Origin of the sequence: Agrobacterium sp. YIC 4121 (assembly GCF_002008205.1) — a bacterium.
Lineage (GTDB): Bacteria > Pseudomonadota > Alphaproteobacteria > Rhizobiales > Rhizobiaceae > Agrobacterium > Agrobacterium leguminum.
On sequence record NZ_MRDI01000001.1, the window covers coordinates 403428 to 423305 of the forward strand.

Sequence of the window (19878 nt, forward strand, 5' to 3'; positions counted from 1 at the left end):
TGAATTTCGTTGTGCCATCTTCAATCCCTAGCCGTCATTCCGGCCCTGAGCCGGAATCCAGTGACGCGACGTCTGTCGCGTCAAAGAGCCCTTTCGCGCGGCAGACGCCGCGCTGCTGGATCCCGGCTCAAGGCCGGGATGACGGAGGAGGGGTTGGCGGCCATACCCAAATCAAACCCGCTCGATAACCGTCGCCGTGCCCATGCCAGCGCCGATGCAGAGCGTGACGAGCGCGGTGTTCAGATCGCGCCGCTCCAGCTCATCCAGCACCGTGCCGAGGATCATCGCGCCGGTTGCACCGAGCGGATGGCCCATGGCGATGGCGCCGCCATTGACGTTCATCCGATCGTGCTCGATGTCGAAGGCCTGCATGTAACGCAGCACGACGGCGGCGAAGGCTTCGTTGAGTTCGAAAAGGTCGATATCGGCAAGCGACATTCCGGTCTTTTTTAGAAGCTTCTCAGTCACATCCACCGGGCCGGTCAGCATCAGCGCCGGATCGGAGCCGATATTGGCGAAAGCCTTGATGCGAGCACGCGGTTTCACGCCCATTGCCTCGCCGCCAGCCTTCGAGCCAACCAGCACGGCGGCAGCGCCATCGACGATGCCGGACGAATTGCCGGCGTGATGGACATAATTGATCCGCTCCACTTCCGGATGCGCCATGATGCCGACGGCTTCGAAGCCGCCCATTTCACCCGGCATCTGGAAGGAAGGGTTGAGCGAGGCAAGCGCCTGCATGTCCGTGCCGGGGCGCATATGCTCGTCACGGTCGAGGATCGTCAGGCCGTTTGAATCCTTCACCGGAATGACCGACTTGTTGAAATAGCCTTTTTCCCAGGCATGCGCCGCGCGCTTCTGGCTTTCGACGGCATAGGCGTCGACATCGTCACGGGAGAAACCATACTTTGTGGCGATGAGATCGGCCGACACGCCCTGCGGCATGAAGAAGGCCGGGAAGTTGACCGAAGGGTCCATGTACCACGCGCCGCCAGACATGCCCATGCCGACGCGCGACATGCTTTCGACGCCGCCGGCGATGACGATATCGTCAGACCCCGCCTTGACCTTGCCGGCCGCGAAGTTGATGGCGTCGAGACCCGAAGCGCAGAAGCGCGAGATCTGCATGCCCGGCGCTTTGTTGGAATAACCGGCCTCGAAGGCGGCGGCCTTGGGGATCACCGCACCGGCATCCATGACGGGATCGACGCAGCCCATGATGATGTCATCGACGGCAGAAGTGTCGAGCCCGTTGCGGTCGCGGATGGCTTCCAGTGTCTTGGCGGCAAGGCGAACGGAGGGCACCTCATGCAGGCTGCCATCCTTCTTGCCGCGTCCGCGCGGGGTGCGGACATGGTCGTAGATAAATACGTCGGTCATAACTCTCTCCCTTGCACCGTATTCTCAGTGCACCAAACTCATTTAAGCGTCCATTTTCCGCGGCGATCGTCATCAGCGGCAACGAGACGGCCCTTTTTTCTCAACTCCGTCGCTGCCCATCGCATGTCGTATTGCCAAGAATAAAAAAGATCGTGCCCGCGCAGGTCCTTTTCATGATGGTCCCAAATGTACTGCGCTACGTACAGAATTGATCCTTCGCCTTTGTTCGCCTTAAGCGCCTCGACTACCCAATCTGTTAAATCTGCCTTGGTAACCATCGAAACCCTCGTTCTCAGAATGCTTCCGCAGCCAGTTCCATCATGGTGTCCGCGCCGGTTTCGATGCGGGCCTTGCGCAGCGCCGTTTCCGGCATGATGCGCTCCATATAAAACTTCGCCGTGACAAGCTTGGTCTTGAGGTAATCCTCGTCCGAAGCGCTGCCTGCTGCAAGCGCTTCGCTGGCGGCTTTCGCCATGCGCGCCTGCATGTAGCCCAGCACCACGATGCCGAAGAGATGCATATAGTCGGTCGAGCCGGCACCGGCATTGTCGGGTCTCGCCATGGCGTTCTGCATGAACCACATGGTTGCGGCCTGCAGGTCGTTCAAGCCCTTCTTCAGGCCCTTGGTGTAGAGGCTGAGCTTTTCGTCAGCACGGTTTTCCTCACAGAAATCGCCGATTTCCTTGAACAGCGCCATCACGGCGCGGCCGCCATTCATGCCGAGCTTGCGGCCCACCAAATCGAGCGCCTGAATGCCGTTCGCGCCCTCATAGATCATGGTGATACGCGCATCGCGGACATATTGGCTCATGCCATGTTCCTCGATGTAGCCGTGGCCACCGAAGACCTGCTGCGCCATCACCGCATGGTCGAAGCCCTTGTCGGTCAGCACACCTTTCAGGATCGGGGTGACGAGGCCGAGCAGGTCGTCCGCCGCCTGCCGCTGTTTTTCGTCAGTGGCGCGGTGGGCGATGTCGGATTGCAGCGCGGTCCACAGAAGGAAGGCGCGGCCGGCCTCGTTATAGGCCTTGATGGTCATCAGCGTGCGGCGGATATCGGGATGCACGATGATCGGGTCGGCCTTCCTGTCGGGGAACTTAGCACCGGAAAGCGAGCGGCCCTGAATGCGCTCACGGGCATATTCGACCGCGTTCTGATAGGCGATCTCACCGACCGAAAGACCCTGAAGGCCGACGCCGAGGCGGGCTTCGTTCATCATCACGAACATGGCCGAAAGGCCCTTGTTCTCAGCGCCGAGCAGATAACCGGTCGCGTCATCGTAGTTCATGACGCAGGTGGCGTTGCCGTGAATGCCCATCTTGTGTTCGATGGCACCGCAGGTGACGCCGTTGCGCTCGCCCGGCGTGCCGTCTTCCTTCACCAGGAACTTCGGTACGATGAAGAGCGAAATGCCCTTGGTGCCCTCAGGCGCGCCTTCGATGCGGGCGATTACCAGATGAACGATATTGTTCGTCATGGAATGTTCGCCGGCGGAGATGAATATCTTCTGGCCGGAAATTTTGTAGCTGCCGTCAGCCTGCGGCACAGCCTTGGTGCGCAGCATGCCGAGATCGGTGCCGCAATGGGGTTCGGTCAGGTTCATGGTGCCGGACCATGTGCCTTCCACCATCTTCGGCAGGTAGGTGTCCTTCTGCTCCTGCGTGCCATGCACCAGAATGGCGGCAATCGCACCCTGCGTCAGACCGGGATACATCATCAGCGACAGGTTGGCCGACGACATATATTCGCCAATGGCGGCGTGCAGCGTATAAGGCAGGCCCTGACCGCCGAATTCCGGCGGAACGGCAAGGCCGATCCAGCCGCCCTCGCAATAGGCGTCATAGGCCTCCTTGAAACCATCCGGCACGGAAACCGAACCGTCATCGGCGCGCTTGCAACCCTGTTGGTCGCCGGAAAGGTTGAGCGGGAAAAGCCGCTCTTCGGCAAGCTTGGCAGCTTCACCGGTAATGGCCTCGATCATGTCGGGGGTTGCATCCTCGAAGCCGGGCAGGTTGTTATACCGCTCCAGGCCGAGAACGTCGTTCAGGATAAAAAGCGTGTCTTTAACTGGGGCCTTGTAAACAGGCATTACCGATGTTCCTCCGCATCGTGGGCGCCGGCGATAATCCGGCCGATATGGGATGACAATATTTGACGTGCGCGTAAACGTCAAATAAATTTCAGCGGAATATCCTTCTCCTTTTTCGCGGAATGGACCTCCGACCCGGCGCAGGGCTGTCGCCTGCCGTAAAAGTTAAAAAATTCCGACCATAGTTAACCACTTCTTTACCACGTTTCGTGAATTCTCCCGACAGAGGTAACTGCTTCGTACTCCGGCGCATTTTCCTCAACGGGGGCGAATACCGGCTCTAGGATTGCTGCATGTTGCGGCGACGGCGTGTCCAGGCAGGCAACGTCGCACAGATAACCGGGCACGGCGGGCGGAAGCGAAGCGAGCGAAAAGATGAACGGATTGCGATCGAAAACCCAACAGCCAAGCGACAGATCGTCTCTTGATGCGCTCAATCGCACCATTGAAGGCCTCGAAGCCCGTATCGAAGGGCTGATGAGCCAGAAGTTCCCGCGCGACCCCCGGGCCGCGAGCGCTCAGCCCGAAGCGAAAAGCGAGGCTTATGCCGCGTCGCGCGAACCGCGCACCAGTGTTACCCCGCCGCAGCTCGATCCCGTCAATGAAATCCGCCAGCGCCAGCGCCTTCTCGAAGCGAGCTTCCAACGTCCGCAGGAACCCGCTCTCCGCCCGGAACGGACGATTACCAGACCGCTTGCACCGGAATACCGGCCGAGGGACGCCCAGCAGGCGGCCGCTTCCGCACCGCGGGCCCGCGCCATTCCGCCCCATCAGGAACAACAACGCAATGACGCAGCCCTGCAGGAAATCGCCCAGGCGCTCGTCAATCTGCGGCATGAGCTGAAGCACGACATTGCCGAAGGCGTTGCCCGCGAAGCGCAGGGCCTGCGCACCGAGATCCGCAATATTCGCGCGGTGGCGGAAGACCAGCAGTTCATCGGCGATCTGCGCGACGACATAGCGCGGTTGGCCGGCAGCATCGACCAGCTCGGCAATCTGGCGTCTCCGGATGCCTACGGGCTGCGCAACGAATTCGAGGACCTGCGCCTGACGATCGACCAGCTTGCGCGCGAGGACAGCGTGCACCGGATCGAAAGCCGCTGGAACAATGTGGAAGACACGCTGCGCGGTTTCGACGCCGGCGCGTTGCAGGATGAGATCGTTTCGCTCGCCTATCGTCTCGATGACATCAAGACTCAGCTCGGCGGCATGAGCAACAATCCGGCCGTGCGCGTGCTCGAAGACAAGCTGATCGCCATTGCCAGCGCCGTGGAGCAGCTCGGCAAGCACATGCAGCCGAACGAAGCGGCCTTTACCGAACAGTTTTCCGGCCTCGACCAGCGGCTGGACGAAATCAGCCGCGCCATTGCCGCAACCGGCACGCGCGCCAATGCGCAGGCAACGGACAATGCGCTAGCGCAGCGTCTGGAAAACCGGCTGAACGGCCTTGCCGAACAGCTCGGCGACATCAACCGCCTTGCTGCCGCAAAACCTGAACCGGCGCTGGACCTGACCGCCCGTCTTGAAGCGCTGGCCGGCAAGATCGACGAACTCAGCACCGCCCGCGACGCCGCCCAGTTGCATGAGCGGCTGGACCAGCTTTCCCTGCTTCTGGAGCGTTCGCAGCGCCCCTCGCAACAGGCGGAGCTGACGTCTTTCCTCAGCGACATTTCCCGCAAAATCGATGCGCTGGATCACGGTGCCGTCAATGACGGTCTGGCAGAGCGGCTCGACCTGCTCTCGCGCCGGATCGAGGACCTCGATTATCGCTACAGCCAGCCGCAGCCGGCATCGGGCCTCAGCGAAAGCGCCTTCTCGCGTCTGGAAGAGCGGCTCGGCAATATTGCCGCCCGTCTCGACGAGACCGCCCATGCCGCGCCTGCCGACAGCCACGCGCTGGCAAGCCTCGAAAACCAGATCGCCCATCTCTCGACGCTGATCAGCCAGCCGGTGCAGATGCAGGCCGCAGGCATGCCGCCTGAACTCGATGCCCGCATGGCGGCCATCGAAGACTACATGGCGTCCAACGACGAATATATCATCGAAGCAGCCCGGCAGGCGGCCGAGGCCGTTCTCGACGCCTATACCCGCAATAATCTATCCGCCGGCGCAAACCTTGCCGACATGACCATGCTGACCGATCTTGCGACCGATCTGCGCAATCTCGAAGCTTTGAGCCGCAACACCGAAGAACGCACGCACCGCACATTCGAAGCGCTGCATGAGACGCTGGTACAGATCGCCGGCCGGCTGGATAACCTCGACAATGCCCCCGTCTACCGCGAAGAGGCCGCGCCCCGCAACGTCGCGAAGCCTGTGTCGGCCCCCGCGCACGAAGATGTATCCATGCCGGCCGCCATCTTCCCGAAAGAGGGTTATATCGCCGAAGAACAGGCCATTCTCGACGCCGACGGGAAAGATGGGGATGCCATCGTGCCTCCCGCTGCGGCAAAGCCCGCGAAGGCGGAAAAAAAGAGCCTGCTTGCCGGCCTGACGAAGCGTTTCAAGACGGGTACTGCAAAGACCGTCAAGGCCGCAGAAGAACCCGTATCGGCCTCCTCCTCCGCCCGCACGCAGGTCGAGCCCGCCCCGTCGCTCGATCCTATCGACGTTCTGCCGGCGGGTCAGGAGAACGAACTTCTGGAGCCGGGTTCGGGTGCGCCCGATATCAAGAAAATCCTCGAGCGCGTGCGCGCCAGCCAGGTGGCCGCCAGCGGCAAGGCCGCAGACGCCGAAGGACGGACGGATTTCATTGCCGCCGCCCGTCGTGCGGCGCAGGCCGCCGCCATGGAAACATCGCCGGAGAAGCTTGATACCGGCAAGAAGGGCCGCAAGGCCGAGGCATCGGGGCTCTCGCGCTATCGCCGCCCGCTGCTGCTCGGCATCGGCGCCATTCTTCTGGCGATGATGGCCATGCCGCTCGTCAAGACGCTGATCGGCGGCGCGGAAGCTCCGGCTCCGGTCATCGAGCAGAAGCAGGACAATGGCCCGGTTTCCGCGCTTCCCGAAGCCGGCGACAAGGCCGTGACCATTCCGTCCGATCTCGCCGTCGATCCGGAACAGGCCGCATCCTCCGACAGCATCGAAAACACCGCACCGGCGGAAAACATCATCGATCCCCGCACCGTCGGCGGCGCACCGCTGCCTGACGAGCCGCCGGTTGCCGACGTTCCTGCCGTGGATGCGGCAAATTCCGGCACCGTCGCGCAGAACGAACCTTCGGCTCCGGCACAGGTCGCCGCCACGGCTGCTCCTGCCCAGGACGCCATCACCGTTCCCGCCGGCATCGAGCCGGCATCGCTTGCCGAAGCGGCCGCCAAGGGCGACACACAGGCGCTGTTCGAGATCGCAGCCCGCTACACCGATGGCCGCGGCGTTGCCGCCGACCGCACCGAGGCGGCAAAGTGGTACAAGCTCGCCGCTGATCGCGGCCTTGCACCCGCGCAATATCGTCTCGCCAATCTCTACGAGAAGGCGAACGGCGTCGAACGCAACCTTCCCGAAGCCAAGCGCTATTACACGCTGGCTGCGGAACAGGGCAATGCGGGCGCCATGCACAATCTTGCCGTGCTGCTTGCTTCCGATGCAGCCGGCCAGCCGGATTTCGCCGCAGCCGCGCAATGGTTCATCAAGGCTTCCGACCTCGGCGTTCGTGACAGCCAGTTCAACCTCGCCATTCTCTATGCGCGCGGCAGCGGCGTGAAGCAGGACATCGAGGAATCCTACAAGTGGTTCGCCATCGCAGCTAAGGATGGCGACGCCGACGCCGCCCAGAAGCGCGACGAAGTGGCAGGGGCCCTGAACCCGCAGCAGCTTCAGAGCGCCAAGGCCAAGGTGGACGCCTGGAAGGTCAAGCCGCTTTCGGAAGATGCCAACAGCGTCAACCCGCCCGAGGAATGGGCCGGCAAGGAAGGCGTGAAAACCGCCTCCGTGGACATGGAAAAGGCGATCCGCAACATTCAGGCGATCCTGAACAAGAACGGTTTCGATGCCGGCCAGCCTGACGGCAAGCTCGGCAAGAACACGGTGATGGCCATCAAGGACTTCCAGAAGTCCGTGGGCCAGACGCCGGACGGCCGCATTACCAACGAGCTGGTAACCGCGCTCCTCGCCCGCAACAAATAAACATTCGAGAACCGGCGAAGCGGCCCCCGGGCCGCTTTCGATCAGCCCGCCGCAGGAATGTGGCCGGCTGCCGACACACGGCCGCTATCTTTCCAAATTATCAACGTATTTACCGTTGAATGTTGACAGGTCAGGCCCTCGCGGGCATGACGGATGAAGGCCGGGCATGCCCGGTCTTTTCAGACAGAAAGTGTAAATCGCGGCGCGGCCCCCTCACCCGGACAAGCCCTGCCGCCCGGAACCATTTGCCCGAGGTCCGAGCCGTGACTGTCTATCTGCCGATCGCAGAACTGTCGGTGAATATTTTCATCATTCTCGGCATGGGCGCGGCCGTCGGTTTTCTTTCCGGCATGTTCGGCGTGGGCGGCGGCTTTCTGATTACCCCGCTTCTGATCTTCTACAATATTCCGCCTGTGGTGGCCGTGGCGACGGGGGCAAACCAGGTGGTCGCCTCCTCCGTGTCAGGCTCGATCACGCATTTTCGGCGCGGCACGCTCGACGTCAAGCTCGGCAGCGTGCTGCTTGTGGGCGGTCTGGTGGGGGCGACGGTCGGCGTGTGGATATTCTCCTTCCTGCGCAGCATCGGCCAGCTCGATCTCATCGTCTCGCTGCTTTATGTCATCCTGCTCGGCACCGTCGGCGGGCTGATGCTGAAGGAAAGCATTTCGGCGCTTCGCCGCGCCGCCCGCAACGAAACCGTGACGCTGCGCCGGCCGGGCCATCACAACTGGGTGCACCGCCTGCCGCTGAAAATGCGGTTCAAGAAATCGAAGATCTATCTCAGCATCATTCCCATCGTCACGCTGGGTTTCGGCATCGGCATCCTGACCTCGATCATGGGTGTGGGCGGCGGCTTCATCATGGTGCCGGCGATGATCTATCTCTTACGCATCCCCACCAGCGTGGTTGTCGGCACCTCGCTGTTCCAGATCATTTTCGTAACCGCCTATACGACCGTGGTTCAGGCGGCGACCAACTATTCCGTCGATGTAGTGCTGGCCTTCATCCTGATGGTGGCGGGCGTCATCGGCGCGCAATATGGCGTGCGCGTCGGCCAGAAACTGCGCGGCGAACAGCTGCGCGCCCTGCTGGCGCTTCTCGTTCTCGCTGTTGCGCTTCGCCTTGCCGTATCGCTGGTGGTGCGCCCGGAAGACCTGTTTTCGGTGGCCGTCGGGGGGTTAGGTTATTGACCCGCCATTTGCTGCTTGCCGCCCTTGCGCTGGCCTCATGTCTCACTTTCGGGCAGACCGCTTCGGCCCAGACGCCGCCGCTTGCCCTGCCGCCCGGCCCGCAGCAGCGATCCCTGCTGGAAAATATCGAAATCGGCGCATCGACGACCGAAATTCCAATTGCTTCCGATTTTCGCGGCGCGGATTTCACACTTTTCGGCGCGCTGAACAATACCGACCAGTTGCTGCTCGCCATCGGGCAATACGACATTGTCGTGACGCTCGAGGGACCGAGCGACTATATGACCGTGCGCAAGAAGGAACGCGTGGCGGGCATCTGGATCAATACCAGCGCCATCACCTTCACGCCGCTGCCGGAATCCTATTCCATGGCCAGCACGCGCAATATCAGCGATGTCGCTTCGCCCGGAACGCTCCGCGCCATGGGGCTTGGCGTCGATCATCTGTCACTGAAAAGCGCGGTCTTTTCCGGCGTGCCCGACAATGTCTTCGATTTTCAGGAAGCCTATCGGCGTCTGAAGCTTTCGAGCGGCATCTATCGCAACGACACGACCGGGGTGCGGCTGGAGCGCACCGGCCTGTTCTGGGCGACTTTGCGCCTGCCGGCCAACGTGCCGAACGGCGTGCACACCGCCCGCGCCTATCTCTTCAAGAGCGGCAAATTCATTGCCCAGCGCGAACTGAAACTGCGCGTCGTCAAGACCGGCATGGAACAGGCGATCACCGACGCCGCGCATCAGACGCCGCTTGCCTATGGTGCGCTCTGCGTTCTGCTCGCCGTCGTGACCGGCTGGGGCGCCAGCATCATCTTCCGCAAGGACTGATCGGTTTTCATCCCGCAAAAGAGAGCGTTTGCCGCCCCTGTCGGCAAAGATAGCATTCGCTTCCGTCATCGGTTTGCAGTAAAATTCAAGGCGTTACAATCATACGTGCAGCTCCAGGCGAGCATGTGTGGTTGTGACCGGGATGAAAAGGAGAAATGTCATGTTCAAGCACATTCTCATTCCCACCGATGGCTCGCCGCTGGCGCAGATCGCAATCGACCAAGGGTTCGCTCTCGCCAAGGAGGCAGGCGCAAAGGTGACCGTCGTGACGGTATCGGAACCCTTTCACGTGATTGCCAGCGATGTCGAGGACATTGCCGCCATTGCCGAAGAAGAATTCCACCGCTGCGAGGAAGCGGAACATCTGCTGAGGGATACGCAGGCGCAGGCCACTTCCATGGGGCTGAATTGCGAAGCGCTGCTGGCGCGAGCGGGAAGGCCCGACGAGGCGATCATCGAAGCCGCCAACAGGAGCGGCTGCGATCTCATCGCCATGGCCTCGCACCGACGCAGGAGCTTCGTGGAGATGCTGCTCGGCAGTGTCACGGCCAAGGTGCTGAAGAATTCGAAGATACCGGTGCTGGTCTACCGGCAATAGAGCATTTCCAGTAAAGCTGCGTTGCGGTTTTACGTCCGGAAGAGACGCTCAGCCGAGAAGATTTGAAAACCGCACCGAATAGATGCGGTCCCTCCCCATCAGATGCGCGACGAGAGCGGCATGATCGAACAGGCCGCGCATGGCTTTGTGCCGCAGATCCAGCCCGCCGCTCATCACCCCGAAAGCCGGCATCAACAGACGCGAACCGTCGGTGGCGAAACAGGGCCGCCGCACCGTCTTTTCACGGCGGCGGACCGTGGCAGAGGGATGCAGGTGCCCGGCGATCTCGCCGGCGGCATCGCCCGGTTTCGGCTCGTGGCGGAAGACGAGAGTGCCGTAAAACATTTCGTCCACCGAAGAGCCCGGTAGATCGACCGTGCCGTCGGGATCGTGATTGCCGTTGATCCATATCCATTCGCGGCCACGGGCCATGTCGCGAATGAGTTCGCGCAGCGGCAGCGGCAGGTGCTCGGAACCGACCCGGTCGTGGAAATTATCGCCGAGGCTGACCACGATCTTCGGATCGTAACGGCTGACAAGGGAGGAGAGGATTTTAAGCGTGGCGATGGTGTCGTAAGGCGGCAGCATGCGTCCGCGCCTTGCAAAGGCCGCGCCTTTTTCCAGATGCAGGTCGGAAACGACGAGCAGCGACAGGTCCGGCAGGTAAAGCCCGCCCAAAGGATCGCACCAGGCGGCGACGCCATTGATGGCAGTTTCGCTGCCGAGGCATTCGAAGCCATTGGAAAACCTGTCGCTCAATGTCAGCCGGCTCAGCACTTTTGCCTTTGTTCCTTCATTCCGCCCAGATGTTTCAGGACATGGCCTCGGCGATCAGCTCGTCGGCGGCCTCGGCCAGCACATCGTCCATCGCCTCACCCGCCACCGTCTCGCGGCCAATTTCCAGCATGACCGGAACGGCAAGCGGCGAGACATGTTCCAGCGCGCGATGGGTGGTGTGGCCCTTGATTCGCTTCAGCATATCGCCAAGACGGCCAATGTCCAAAAGTCCCGCTGCGGCATCGCGCCGCGTCGCTTCCAGCAGGATATGATCCGGCTCATGGCTGCGAAGAACGTCATAAATAAGATCGGCGGAGACCGTGACCTGCCGGCCCGTCTTTTCCTTGCCGGGATGGCGGCGTTCGATCAGGCCGGAAATGACGGCGCAGTTGCGGAAGGTGCGCTTCAGCATGAAGGATTCATCCAGCCATGCCTCCAGATCGTCGCCCAGCATGTCCTCGTCCAGCAGGTCCGCAAGCGAAAGGCGGCGGGATTTCAGCCGCATGCCGATATCCTCCATGGCCCAGATGGCGAGTGAATAATCGGTGGCGACGAAACCCATGGGTTTTGCGCCCGCCCGTTCCAGCCGCCGCGTCAGCAGCATGCCGAGCGTCTGGTGCGCCAAGCGTCCCTCGAAGGGATACATGACCATGAAGAAGCGCTTGCGGAAGGGAAAGGTCTCCACCAGCAGCTCGTCGCGCTTGGGAATGATCGACTTTTCCTTCTGGATCGCCAGCCAGTCGCGCACCTGATCCGGCAGCGCATGCCAGCGCGTCGGGTCCGAGAGCATGGAGCGCACCTGATCCGCGAGATAGGTGGAGAGCGGAAACTTGCCGCCGGCATAGGAGGGAATTTTCGGGTCCATCGAGAAGGCCTGGGAGACCAGGCATTCATTCTCCCTGATACCCTCGAAGCGCAGCACCTTGCCGGCGAAGAGGAACGTATCGCCCTGCACCAGCTGCTCGAGGAAATATTCCTCGACCTTGCCGAGCGACATACCCCCGCGCCCGACCGTGCCCTTGGCATTGCGCTTGACCATGCGGACGTTCAATTCCGCCGCCTCGACGATGGTGCCGAGATTCAGGCGATATTGCTGCGCGACCGCCGGATTGGAGACGCGCCAGCGACCGTCCTTCATCTGGCGGATGCGGGCGTAACGCTCATAGGTGCGTAGCGCATAACCGCCGGTGGCGGTGAAATCCACCACCCGGTCGAAGGTGGCGCGCGGCAGGTCGGCATAGGGCGAGGCGCTGGTTACTTCGCGATAAAGATCATCCGCATCGAAGGGCTCGGCGCAGGCCATGCCAAGTATGTGCTGGGCGAGAACATCGAGCGCGCCCTCGGCAATCGGCGGCGTATCCTGCGCGCCGATATAGTTCGCATCAAGGGCTGCCCGGCACTCCATCACCTCGAAACGGTTGGCGGGAACGAGGATCGCCTTTGACGGCTCGTCCATGCGGTGATTGGCGCGGCCGATGCGCTGGGCAAGACGGCTTGCCGCCTTCGGCGCGCCGACATGCACGACGAGATCGACATCGCCCCAGTCTATGCCGAGATCGAGCGTGGAGGTGGCGACAACGGCACGCAATTTGTTTTCCGCCATGGCCGCTTCCACCCTGCGGCGCTGGCCGGCATCCAGCGAACCGTGATGCAGTGCAATCGGCAGATTGTCGTCATTGATGGTCCAGAGTTCCTGGAAGATCCGCTCCGCCTGCGAGCGGGTGTTGACGAAGATCAGCGTCGTCTGATGGTCCTTCAGCGCGGCATACAAATCCTTCATGGCGTAACGTGCCGAATGGCCGGACCATGGGATGCGCTCTTCCGTGCTCAGGATGGAGATATCCGGCTTTGCCCCGCCTTCGACGGTGATGAGGCCGGCGGGCGGCTCATCCTGCCCCTGCGGCGCGAGGTAACGGCGCAAATCCATCGGCTCCGCCACCGTGGCCGAAAGGCCAATGAAGCGCACATCGGGTGCGTGCCGGCGCACACGGGCGAGCGCCAGCGCCAGCAAATGGCCGCGTTTGGAGGTGACGAGCGAATGCAACTCGTCGAGCACCACATATTTCAGGTCACGGAAAAAGCGCTCGGCCTCCCTGTTGGCGAGCAGCAGCGAGACCTGCTCCGGCGTCGTCAGCAGAATATCCGGCGGCTTTACCTTCTGGCGCTGGCGTTTGCCCTGCGGCGTATCGCCGGTACGGGTCTCGATGGAAATCGGCAGGCCCATTTCGGAGACGGGTCTGGTGAGGTTGCGTTCGATATCCACCGCCAGCGCCTTGAGCGGCGAGATATAGAGCGTGTGCACGCCGACGAAGCCGGAGCCCGGCGGCACCTTGCCGCGCTCTGCCAGATCGGTGAGAGAAGCCATGAAGCCGCCCAGCGTCTTGCCGGCGCCCGTGGGCGCGATCAGCAGCATGTTCTCGCCGCCGCGTGCGCGCGCCATCAGATCCAATTGATGTGCGCGCGGAGACCACCCCTTTTCGGCAAACCATTTCTGGAATGGAAGGGGTAAAGCGCCGACATGGGTGCCGGAAATGGGAGACTCGGTGTGTTTCACATCTTCAAGGTAGTGAAAAACCTGCAAAAAAGAAGGGCGGAACGGGGCCGCTTGACAGAAAGCATAATCGCGGATAAATTTTATCCATGATATTGAAACGAACCGCACGGGGACAAGTCGGATGAAACTCGGCGACGGCGTGGAACAGGCCATTCACAGCGTGGGCATGCTGGCGGGACTTTCCGAAGGCGGCGTGCTGTCGGCGGCGGCGCTGGCGGAATTTCACGGCGTTTCCACGAGCTATCTGCTGAAGCATCTCCAGTCGCTGTCCAATGCCGGGATTGTCGCCACCGTGCCGGGGCCGAAGGGCGGTTACCGTCTGGCTAGGGCGACCGACAGGATCACTCTGCTCGATATCGTGCTGGCCGTCGAAGGGCCGCAGCCTGCCTTCCGCTGCGCGGAAATCCGCCAGCGTGGGCCGAACCCCTTGCCGGGGCGTTATTTCACCAAGCCCTGCGGCATCAATGCCGCAATGCTGAAAGCGGAAAAGGCCTATCGGGCCGAACTCGCCAAGACCACCATCGCCGACATTCTGGGCGATCTTGCCGCCAATGACGATGGCGGGATTGCCGCGCGTGGCTGCGCCTTTCTGGAGCTGAACGAGCGCAAAACAGCGACGCGCTGAGACCCAAAAAGACAGGATCACCGAAATACCGGAAACCTCACAGCTTTCCGGACCGATGACGCATGACTTCAAACAGACCCAACCAATGGAGAGACCCATGAAAACCCGTATCAACTATGCCAAAGCATCCCCCGAAGCCTTCAAGGCCGTCATGGCTCTGGAGAATTATGTCCAGAGCAGCGGGCTTGAGCGCCGTTTCGTTCACCTTATCAAGCTGCGTGCCTCGATCATCAACGGCTGCGCTTTCTGTGTGGACATGCATGTGAAGGAGAGCCGCCATGACGGGCTTTCCGAACAATGGATCAACCTGATGAGCGTGTGGCGGGAATCCCCCGTTTATACCCAGCAGGAACGGGCGCTGCTCGGCTGGGTGGACGCGGTGACGAAGATTGCCGAAACCGGCGCCCCGGATGACGCCTTCGAGACGCTGAAGGCGCATTTTTCCGATGAGGATATCGTGAAGATCACCGTCGCCATCGGCGCGATCAACACCTGGAACCGCATCGCCGTCGGTTTCCGCTCGCAGCATCCGGTCGATGCGGCTGCGAAGGCGGCCTGACTCCTTAAACCCGAAACGGGCGGCCGCTACATGGCAATGTAGCGGTCGTTTCTGTGATTGATGGCGAGCGTGAGGTTCATGACCAGCGCGCCGAGGACGGAGCAGATGATGACGAAGGGTGTGGCCACGAAAAACGAGCAGGCCAGCACCATGCCGTCGAAGGCGAGCTGCACGAGGCCTGCACGCCAGCCGAAACGATCCTGAAGATAAAGCGCCAATATGCCGAAACCGCCGAGGCTGGTGCGGTGGCGAAACAGCGCCAGCATGCCGGCCGCGACCGTCAGCCCGCCGAAAAGTGCGGCGGCAACCGGATTGATGCTCTGAAATGCGAAAAAGCCGGGCATATATTCCGACAGCAGCGCCGTCATGGCGATGGCGCAGAAGGTCTTGACCGTGAAGGCAGGCCCGAGGCGACGGAAGGCGAGATAATAAAACGGCAGATTGACGAGGAAGAACACCGCGCCGAAGCTTAGATCGGTGCCGTAATGCACGAGAAATGCCAGCCCGACCGTGCCGCCCGTCAAAAGGCCGGCAGCGGAAAACAGCGTGACGCCGAGCGAAACCAGCATGCTGCCCGCGAGAACGCCCTGCGCGTCTTCCAGCAAGGAATGACGATCCGGCGCGGAGGCCCACAGGTTCAGACGCCTGCGCGCAGTCGTATCATCCATGCCCATTCCCCTGTCTTTCGGCCCCTGCCGAGCTATTGCGCCGAAGCGCGACGGATTTCAACCGCTGTCGCTCAGCGCACGACGATATATCTGTCCGAGCGGTGATTGATGGCCAGAAACATGTTGAGCACGAAAGCGCCGACAATCGAATAAACGACGGTGGCCGGATCGATGACGAGGAAGGCGCAGAGCATCACGAAGGCGTCGAAGGCGAGCTGGATGAGACCGGCGCGGATGCCGAAGCGATCCTGAATATAGATGGCGAGAATGCCGATGCCGCCGAGGCTGGCGCGGTGACGATAAAGCGCCAGCAAGCCGTAACCCAGAAGCAGACCGCCCAGCAGCGCCGCCCAGAGCGGGTTGATGCTGTCGATCACCATCCAGCGCGCTTCGACTTCCGTCAGCACCGAAACAAGGCCGATGGCGATGAAGGTCTTGAAGGAAAAGGCAAGACCGAGGCGGCGGAAGGACAGGTAATAGAAGGGCAGATTGACGAGGAAGAACAGGAGGCCGAAGCTGATACCGAAGGCATAATGAAGCAGGAAGGCGACGCCGGCGGTGCCGCCGGTCAGAAGGCCGACCTTGTTCAGAAGATAAAAGCCGAGCGCCGAGACGATGGCGCCGGTGACGATGCCCTGCACGTCTTCCACCGGTGCATGCTTGGCCGGATCGGAACTCCACATGCCGTAAACGCTTCTCGTTCTGCTCACGCTTTTTTCCTCAGCTTCAGGCATATTTTGCACTGCAAAAAACATCTGAGCAAGATGGATACGTAAGGAAGCCTGACCTATCGCGAAAATGGCAAGAAACGGAATGTTCAGGCTTTGGCACGGGCAAGAAAAAGAATGCCGGAAAGGGGTTTTCCGGCATCCTTGCGAATGGTGGTTTTGCGGATTTCGATGAGGGAAAAGCCCGTCCGCTCAAGAAGCTCGCTCACATAGCTCTTCGAATGGGCGTAACGAAGGGATTCCCGCAGCACGAAACCGTCTTCCTCCCCCGCATCCTCCACCGAAAAGGCAAAAAAGCCTGAAGGCGCAAGCAGGGCGGAAACGAGCGGCATGACGGTTTCGAGACTGCCGAGATACATCATCACATCGGCGGCGGCCACAAGGCCGGCGCGGTGCTGCGCAAGCGTGGAGGTGAAGAGCCCCGAGGCCTCCGGCTCCAGCGAAAGATCGGCCTGATCCAGATGATCGTAAAGCCCCTTTTCCTCCGCCTTGGCCAGCATGTTCTGGGAAATATCGAAACCTTCCAGCCGGTTTGCGAAGGTGCGGATTTCAACGCCAAGGAGACCGGTGCCGCAGCCAATATCGACAATGGTGTCGAAGACGCTGCCTTTCGCCGCCTTGCCGATCAGTTCGGCCAGCTTTTGCGGCACGCTGTAATCCAGCTTTTCCACGAGCGAGGTTTCGAAACGGTCGGCATAATCGTCGAAGAGCCCTTCCACATAGCGGCTCGGCGGTTGCTCAGGCGTTTCGGCGGCGCCGAGAACCGCGAGTTTCAGCTCGGCTGCAAACAGTCCTTCGGTGTCCAGCTCGGCGACTTTCCCGTAGGCCGCCACGGCTTTTTCAGTTTCGCCCGCTTTTTCGTGATATTCCCCGAAGCGAAACCAGCCCGCCGTCCACCGCGGCGCAAGCTCCAGCGCCTGTTCCATGAGTTCGGCGGCGGCGGGAAAGTCACCGCTCTCCGCCAGCATGCGGGCATAGTCCGCCCGGCGGTCGGCAATGACGTCACCGGAAGAAAACTGGTTTGGGGCCATTCAAGATTCCTGAGAAGATGTCGGCTGTCATTTATCAAGCCATAAAAAAACTCAAGTCCTATTTCATGGCGGCCTCGTGGAATTGGCGAATTTGACGCGATATAGTGCGGCGAAACTTGCATCGAAGCGTCGTGCTTCATATGTCAGGACAAAACAGGAGACGTGCTGATGGCCGGTGAGGTCAACAAAATGCTGGGTGACACGGTGGCCCGTACCGTGGTGAAGCTGCTGGTGGTTTCATTGCTCGTCGGCTTTCTGATGGCGATCTTCGGATTGACGCCATGGAACATCATCTACGGCGCGCGCGATTTCGTGGTCGACCTGTGGCGCAGCGGTTTCCATGCGCTGGGCGCAATCGGTGACTATCTGATCCTCGGGGCAACGATCGTCATTCCGGTTTTCATCATCCTGCGCCTCCTGAGCTACCGCCGCTGACATGACCCACTCCACGTTTCAAACGCTTTCACGGCGCGGCTTCGTGCTGTTTTCCGCCGGCTCCGTTCTTTCCGCCTGCGTTTCCATGCCCACCAACAAGGGCATGCCCTCCGGCACCCGCGACGAGACGGCGGCGGCGCTTCCCATGGTCAACGATCTGCGCCGCTCCAAGGGGCTTTCGCCGCTTGCCATCAATGGCGCGGCAAGCGGTGCTGCCGCCTATCAGGCCGGCCGCATGGTCAAGGCGCAGAAGATGGCGCATCTGATCGGCCTGACCGACAGTTTCCTGATCCGCATGAAAGACGGCAATGTGCCGCTTCCGGCAGCGGAAAACGTGGCCGCTGGGCAGGACAGCGTCGAGCGGGTGGTGAAGGCCTGGATCGGCTCACAACATCACCTCGAAAACATGCTCGGGCCTTATAACGGCCTCGGCGTCGCGGTCGCTTATGACGCGGCCAGCCGCAACCGGCCCTATTGGGCGATGGTGCTCTGCGCCTGAGATAGTGGTGGGGAACTAGGGCTACCCTCGTGATCCTCATTCCTGTGCTCGTCACAGGAATCCAGCCGACGCGCGTCTGCGCGGCGAGAGGACTCTTTTCAGCCCAAGGACTTGGGCTGGCTGGATCCCTGTGACAAGCACAGGGATGAGGGTAGAGAGGAAGCGCTACCTCAACCTTCCAGGTCTGCGCTCAACCGAGCTTGCGATCCGCCCAGCGGTCCACCGCGCTGTCCCGCAGGTCGCGAATGGACTGTACGCCCTCGCGGGCGACCAGCTTCGACAGGCCCTTGACGATGGCCGAGGGCAGGCCGGGACCTTCATAGACCATGCAGGAATAGAGCTGCACGAGATCGGCCCCTGCCCTCACCTTTTCCAAAGCTGTCTCTGCCGATGACACACCGCCGACGCCGATGATCGGCAGGTTGCCGCCGACGCGGCGGCGCATCTTGGCGAGAACCGTGGTGGAAAGCTCGAAGAGCGGCTTGCCCGAGAGACCGCCTGCCTCGCCCTTGTGCGGGCCTGGCCTCAGACCTTCGCGGGAAAGCGTGGTGTTCGAAACGATCAGGCCATCGAGATCATGGGCGAGCGCCTCTTCGGCAACGTCGTCCAGCCCCTCTTCGGTCAGATCGGGGGCGATCTTGAGGAAAACCGGGATGCGTTTGCCGAAACGTTCGGCTTCCACTTTCCGGCGTTCCAGCACGGCGGCGAGAAGCGCGGCAAGGCTTTCGCGCACCTGAAGATCGCGCAGGCCGGGCGTGTTGGGCGAGGAAATATTGACGGTGAAATAGGATGCAACCGAATAAAACGCCTCGATGCCCTGCACATAATCGGCAATGCGGTCTTCGCTATCCTTGTTGGCGCCGATATTGACACCGACGATGCCACGCAGCTTTGCCTGCTTCAGGCGCTCCAGCGCGGCCGCATGGCCTTCATTGTTGAAGCCGAGGCGATTGATGACACCTTCGTCTTCGACCAGACGGAAGATACGCGGCCTGGGATTGCCGGATTGCGCCTTGGGCGTGACGGTGCCGATTTCGGTAAAGCCGAAACCGAGCCTCAGAAGCGGCCCCGGCACTTCCGCATTCTTGTCGTAACCCGCCGCCATGCCGAGCGGATTGGGGAAGACGAGGCCAGCCACGGTCTGCTGCAGACGGGGATCGTGCGGCACCATGCAGGTGGGCAGGAAGCCGCTTTTCAGCGCCGCAATGGACAGGCCATGCGCCTTTTCCGGATCGACCAGAAACAGGCCCTTGCGGCCGATTGAGGAAAATAATCCGCTCATCACAAAATCTCCGGAAACTGGTGCTGGCCGTCGTGACCGAGCGAAAGCGGCGTTTCCCAAAGCACGGCGGTCAGGGGAAGAGGCGCATAAAGATGCGGGAAAAGATCGCCGCCTCTGGAGGGTTCATAAACCAGCCTGTCGCCGAGGGCCGCGCCGTCGACCGCGATCAGAAGCAGATCGACCTGGCCGGAAAAATGCCGCGCGGCGGTCTCTGCCGCCTGTTTTGCCGTTGAAAAATGAATGAAGCCGTCGGTCAGGTCGATGGCCGCACCTTCGAAGACGCCCTTCGCCTTTGCCGCGCTCCATAACGTCTCCGGCACGATTTTATAGATGATCGCGGGCGTTTCCTGCATAGGGCTCTCCAAGGCTTTCCACTCAGCGGGATTTGCCGCAAAGCTCGAAGATTGTCCACAGTTTCCACGGCATTTTTATTGCGGAGAGCCTGAAAGACCGCCTGTCCACAAGCTTTTCCTTGTAATGCGGGACCGATTGGCGCAACCTTTCGCGGAGGAGC

18 protein-coding genes are annotated in these 19878 nt (G+C 61.3%); 8 read left to right on the top strand and 10 right to left on the bottom strand.

Going from position 1 to position 19878, the window contains the following annotated elements:
• Positions 1-171 precede the first annotated feature (171 nt).
• The 3 genes from BTE54_RS02075 to BTE54_RS02085 are packed head-to-tail and all read right to left on the bottom strand — an operon-like array spanning position 172 to position 3469.
• On the bottom strand, positions 172-1380 hold the full coding sequence (locus BTE54_RS02075) for an acetyl-CoA C-acetyltransferase (RefSeq protein ID WP_078051281.1): 1209 nt from the start codon (positions 1378-1380) through the stop codon (positions 172-174).
• Between the two features lie 38 nt (positions 1381-1418).
• A complete protein-coding gene (locus BTE54_RS02080) occupies positions 1419-1658 on the bottom strand; it encodes a hypothetical protein (protein ID WP_078051282.1) in 240 nt (79 codons plus the stop codon).
• Positions 1659-1672: 14 nt separating this feature from the next.
• Entirely contained in the window at positions 1673-3469 is a 1797-nt protein-coding gene (locus BTE54_RS02085; protein ID WP_078051283.1) for an acyl-CoA dehydrogenase C-terminal domain-containing protein, read from the bottom strand.
• A gap of 375 nt (positions 3470-3844) precedes the next feature.
• Here BTE54_RS02085 and podJ point away from each other — a divergent pair, with 375 nt between their 5' ends.
• The 4 genes from podJ (at position 3845) to BTE54_RS02110 (ending at position 10206) form a co-directional block, all read left to right on the top strand.
• A complete protein-coding gene (gene podJ / locus BTE54_RS02095; protein ID WP_078051284.1) occupies positions 3845-7594 on the top strand; it encodes a cell division protein PodJ in 3750 nt (1249 codons plus the stop codon).
• Between the two features lie 263 nt (positions 7595-7857).
• Positions 7858-8784 carry a sulfite exporter TauE/SafE family protein gene (locus tag BTE54_RS02100; RefSeq protein ID WP_003522786.1) on the top strand — a complete coding sequence of 309 codons (927 nt, stop codon included), beginning with the start codon at positions 7858-7860 and terminating at the stop codon, positions 8782-8784.
• Positions 8781-9608 (top strand): TIGR02186 family protein, encoded by an 828-nt coding sequence (locus BTE54_RS02105; RefSeq protein WP_035265149.1) that lies wholly within the window; start codon positions 8781-8783, stop codon positions 9606-9608. Before BTE54_RS02100 ends, BTE54_RS02105 begins: the two co-directional genes overlap by 4 nt.
• Positions 9609-9768: 160 nt before the next feature.
• The gene (locus BTE54_RS02110; protein ID WP_035265148.1) at positions 9769-10206 is read left to right on the top strand and encodes a universal stress protein; all 438 of its coding nucleotides are present in this window, start codon (positions 9769-9771) and stop codon (positions 10204-10206) included.
• A gap of 48 nt (positions 10207-10254) precedes the next feature.
• Here the strand turns inward: BTE54_RS02110 and pdeM are convergent, their stop codons facing one another.
• Entirely contained in the window at positions 10255-10983 is a 729-nt protein-coding gene (pdeM, locus tag BTE54_RS02115) for a ligase-associated DNA damage response endonuclease PdeM (RefSeq protein ID WP_065654494.1), read from the bottom strand.
• Positions 10984-11017: 34 nt separating this feature from the next.
• Complete coding sequence (locus tag BTE54_RS02120) at positions 11018-13537, bottom strand: ligase-associated DNA damage response DEXH box helicase (protein ID WP_078051515.1); 2520 nt, start codon at positions 13535-13537, stop codon at positions 11018-11020.
• 121 nt (positions 13538-13658) lie between these two features.
• Between BTE54_RS02120 and BTE54_RS02125 the strand changes: the two genes are divergently transcribed.
• Both BTE54_RS02125 and BTE54_RS02130 read left to right on the top strand, forming a co-directional pair.
• Positions 13659-14162, top strand: coding sequence for an Rrf2 family transcriptional regulator (locus BTE54_RS02125; RefSeq protein ID WP_003519926.1), 504 nt, complete (start codon positions 13659-13661; stop codon positions 14160-14162).
• Between the two features lie 97 nt (positions 14163-14259).
• Entirely contained in the window at positions 14260-14721 is a 462-nt protein-coding gene (locus BTE54_RS02130) for a carboxymuconolactone decarboxylase family protein (protein ID WP_078051285.1), read from the top strand.
• 26 nt (positions 14722-14747) lie between these two features.
• Here BTE54_RS02130 and BTE54_RS02135 read toward each other — a convergent pair whose 3' ends face one another.
• The 3 genes from BTE54_RS02135 to BTE54_RS02145 form a co-directional block, all read right to left on the bottom strand.
• A complete protein-coding gene (locus BTE54_RS02135) occupies positions 14748-15389 on the bottom strand; it encodes a YitT family protein (protein ID WP_078051516.1) in 642 nt (213 codons plus the stop codon).
• 71 nt (positions 15390-15460) lie between these two features.
• On the bottom strand, positions 15461-16072 hold the full coding sequence (locus BTE54_RS02140) for a YitT family protein (RefSeq protein ID WP_035236585.1): 612 nt from the start codon (positions 16070-16072) through the stop codon (positions 15461-15463).
• Positions 16073-16206: 134 nt separating this feature from the next.
• Positions 16207-17148, bottom strand: coding sequence for a class I SAM-dependent methyltransferase (locus tag BTE54_RS02145; protein WP_198939051.1), 942 nt, complete (start codon positions 17146-17148; stop codon positions 16207-16209).
• Positions 17149-17316: 168 nt separating this feature from the next.
• Between BTE54_RS02145 and BTE54_RS02150 the strand changes: the two genes are divergently transcribed.
• Both BTE54_RS02150 and BTE54_RS02155 read left to right on the top strand, forming a co-directional pair.
• Positions 17317-17583, top strand: a complete 267-nt coding sequence (locus BTE54_RS02150; protein WP_003493739.1) for a DUF6460 domain-containing protein — start codon at positions 17317-17319, stop codon at positions 17581-17583.
• Between the two features lies 1 nt (position 17584).
• Positions 17585-18082 (top strand): CAP domain-containing protein, encoded by a 498-nt coding sequence (locus BTE54_RS02155; protein WP_078051286.1) that lies wholly within the window; start codon positions 17585-17587, stop codon positions 18080-18082.
• Positions 18083-18272: 190 nt separating this feature from the next.
• Here BTE54_RS02155 and BTE54_RS02165 read toward each other — a convergent pair whose 3' ends face one another.
• Both BTE54_RS02165 and BTE54_RS02170 read right to left on the bottom strand, forming a co-directional pair.
• The gene (locus BTE54_RS02165; protein WP_078051287.1) at positions 18273-19364 is read right to left on the bottom strand and encodes a quinone-dependent dihydroorotate dehydrogenase; all 1092 of its coding nucleotides are present in this window, start codon (positions 19362-19364) and stop codon (positions 18273-18275) included.
• Positions 19364-19717 (bottom strand): DUF952 domain-containing protein, encoded by a 354-nt coding sequence (locus tag BTE54_RS02170; RefSeq protein WP_078051288.1) that lies wholly within the window; start codon positions 19715-19717, stop codon positions 19364-19366. The genes BTE54_RS02165 and BTE54_RS02170 overlap by 1 nt, the downstream gene beginning before the upstream one ends.
• Positions 19718-19878 lie beyond the last annotated feature (161 nt).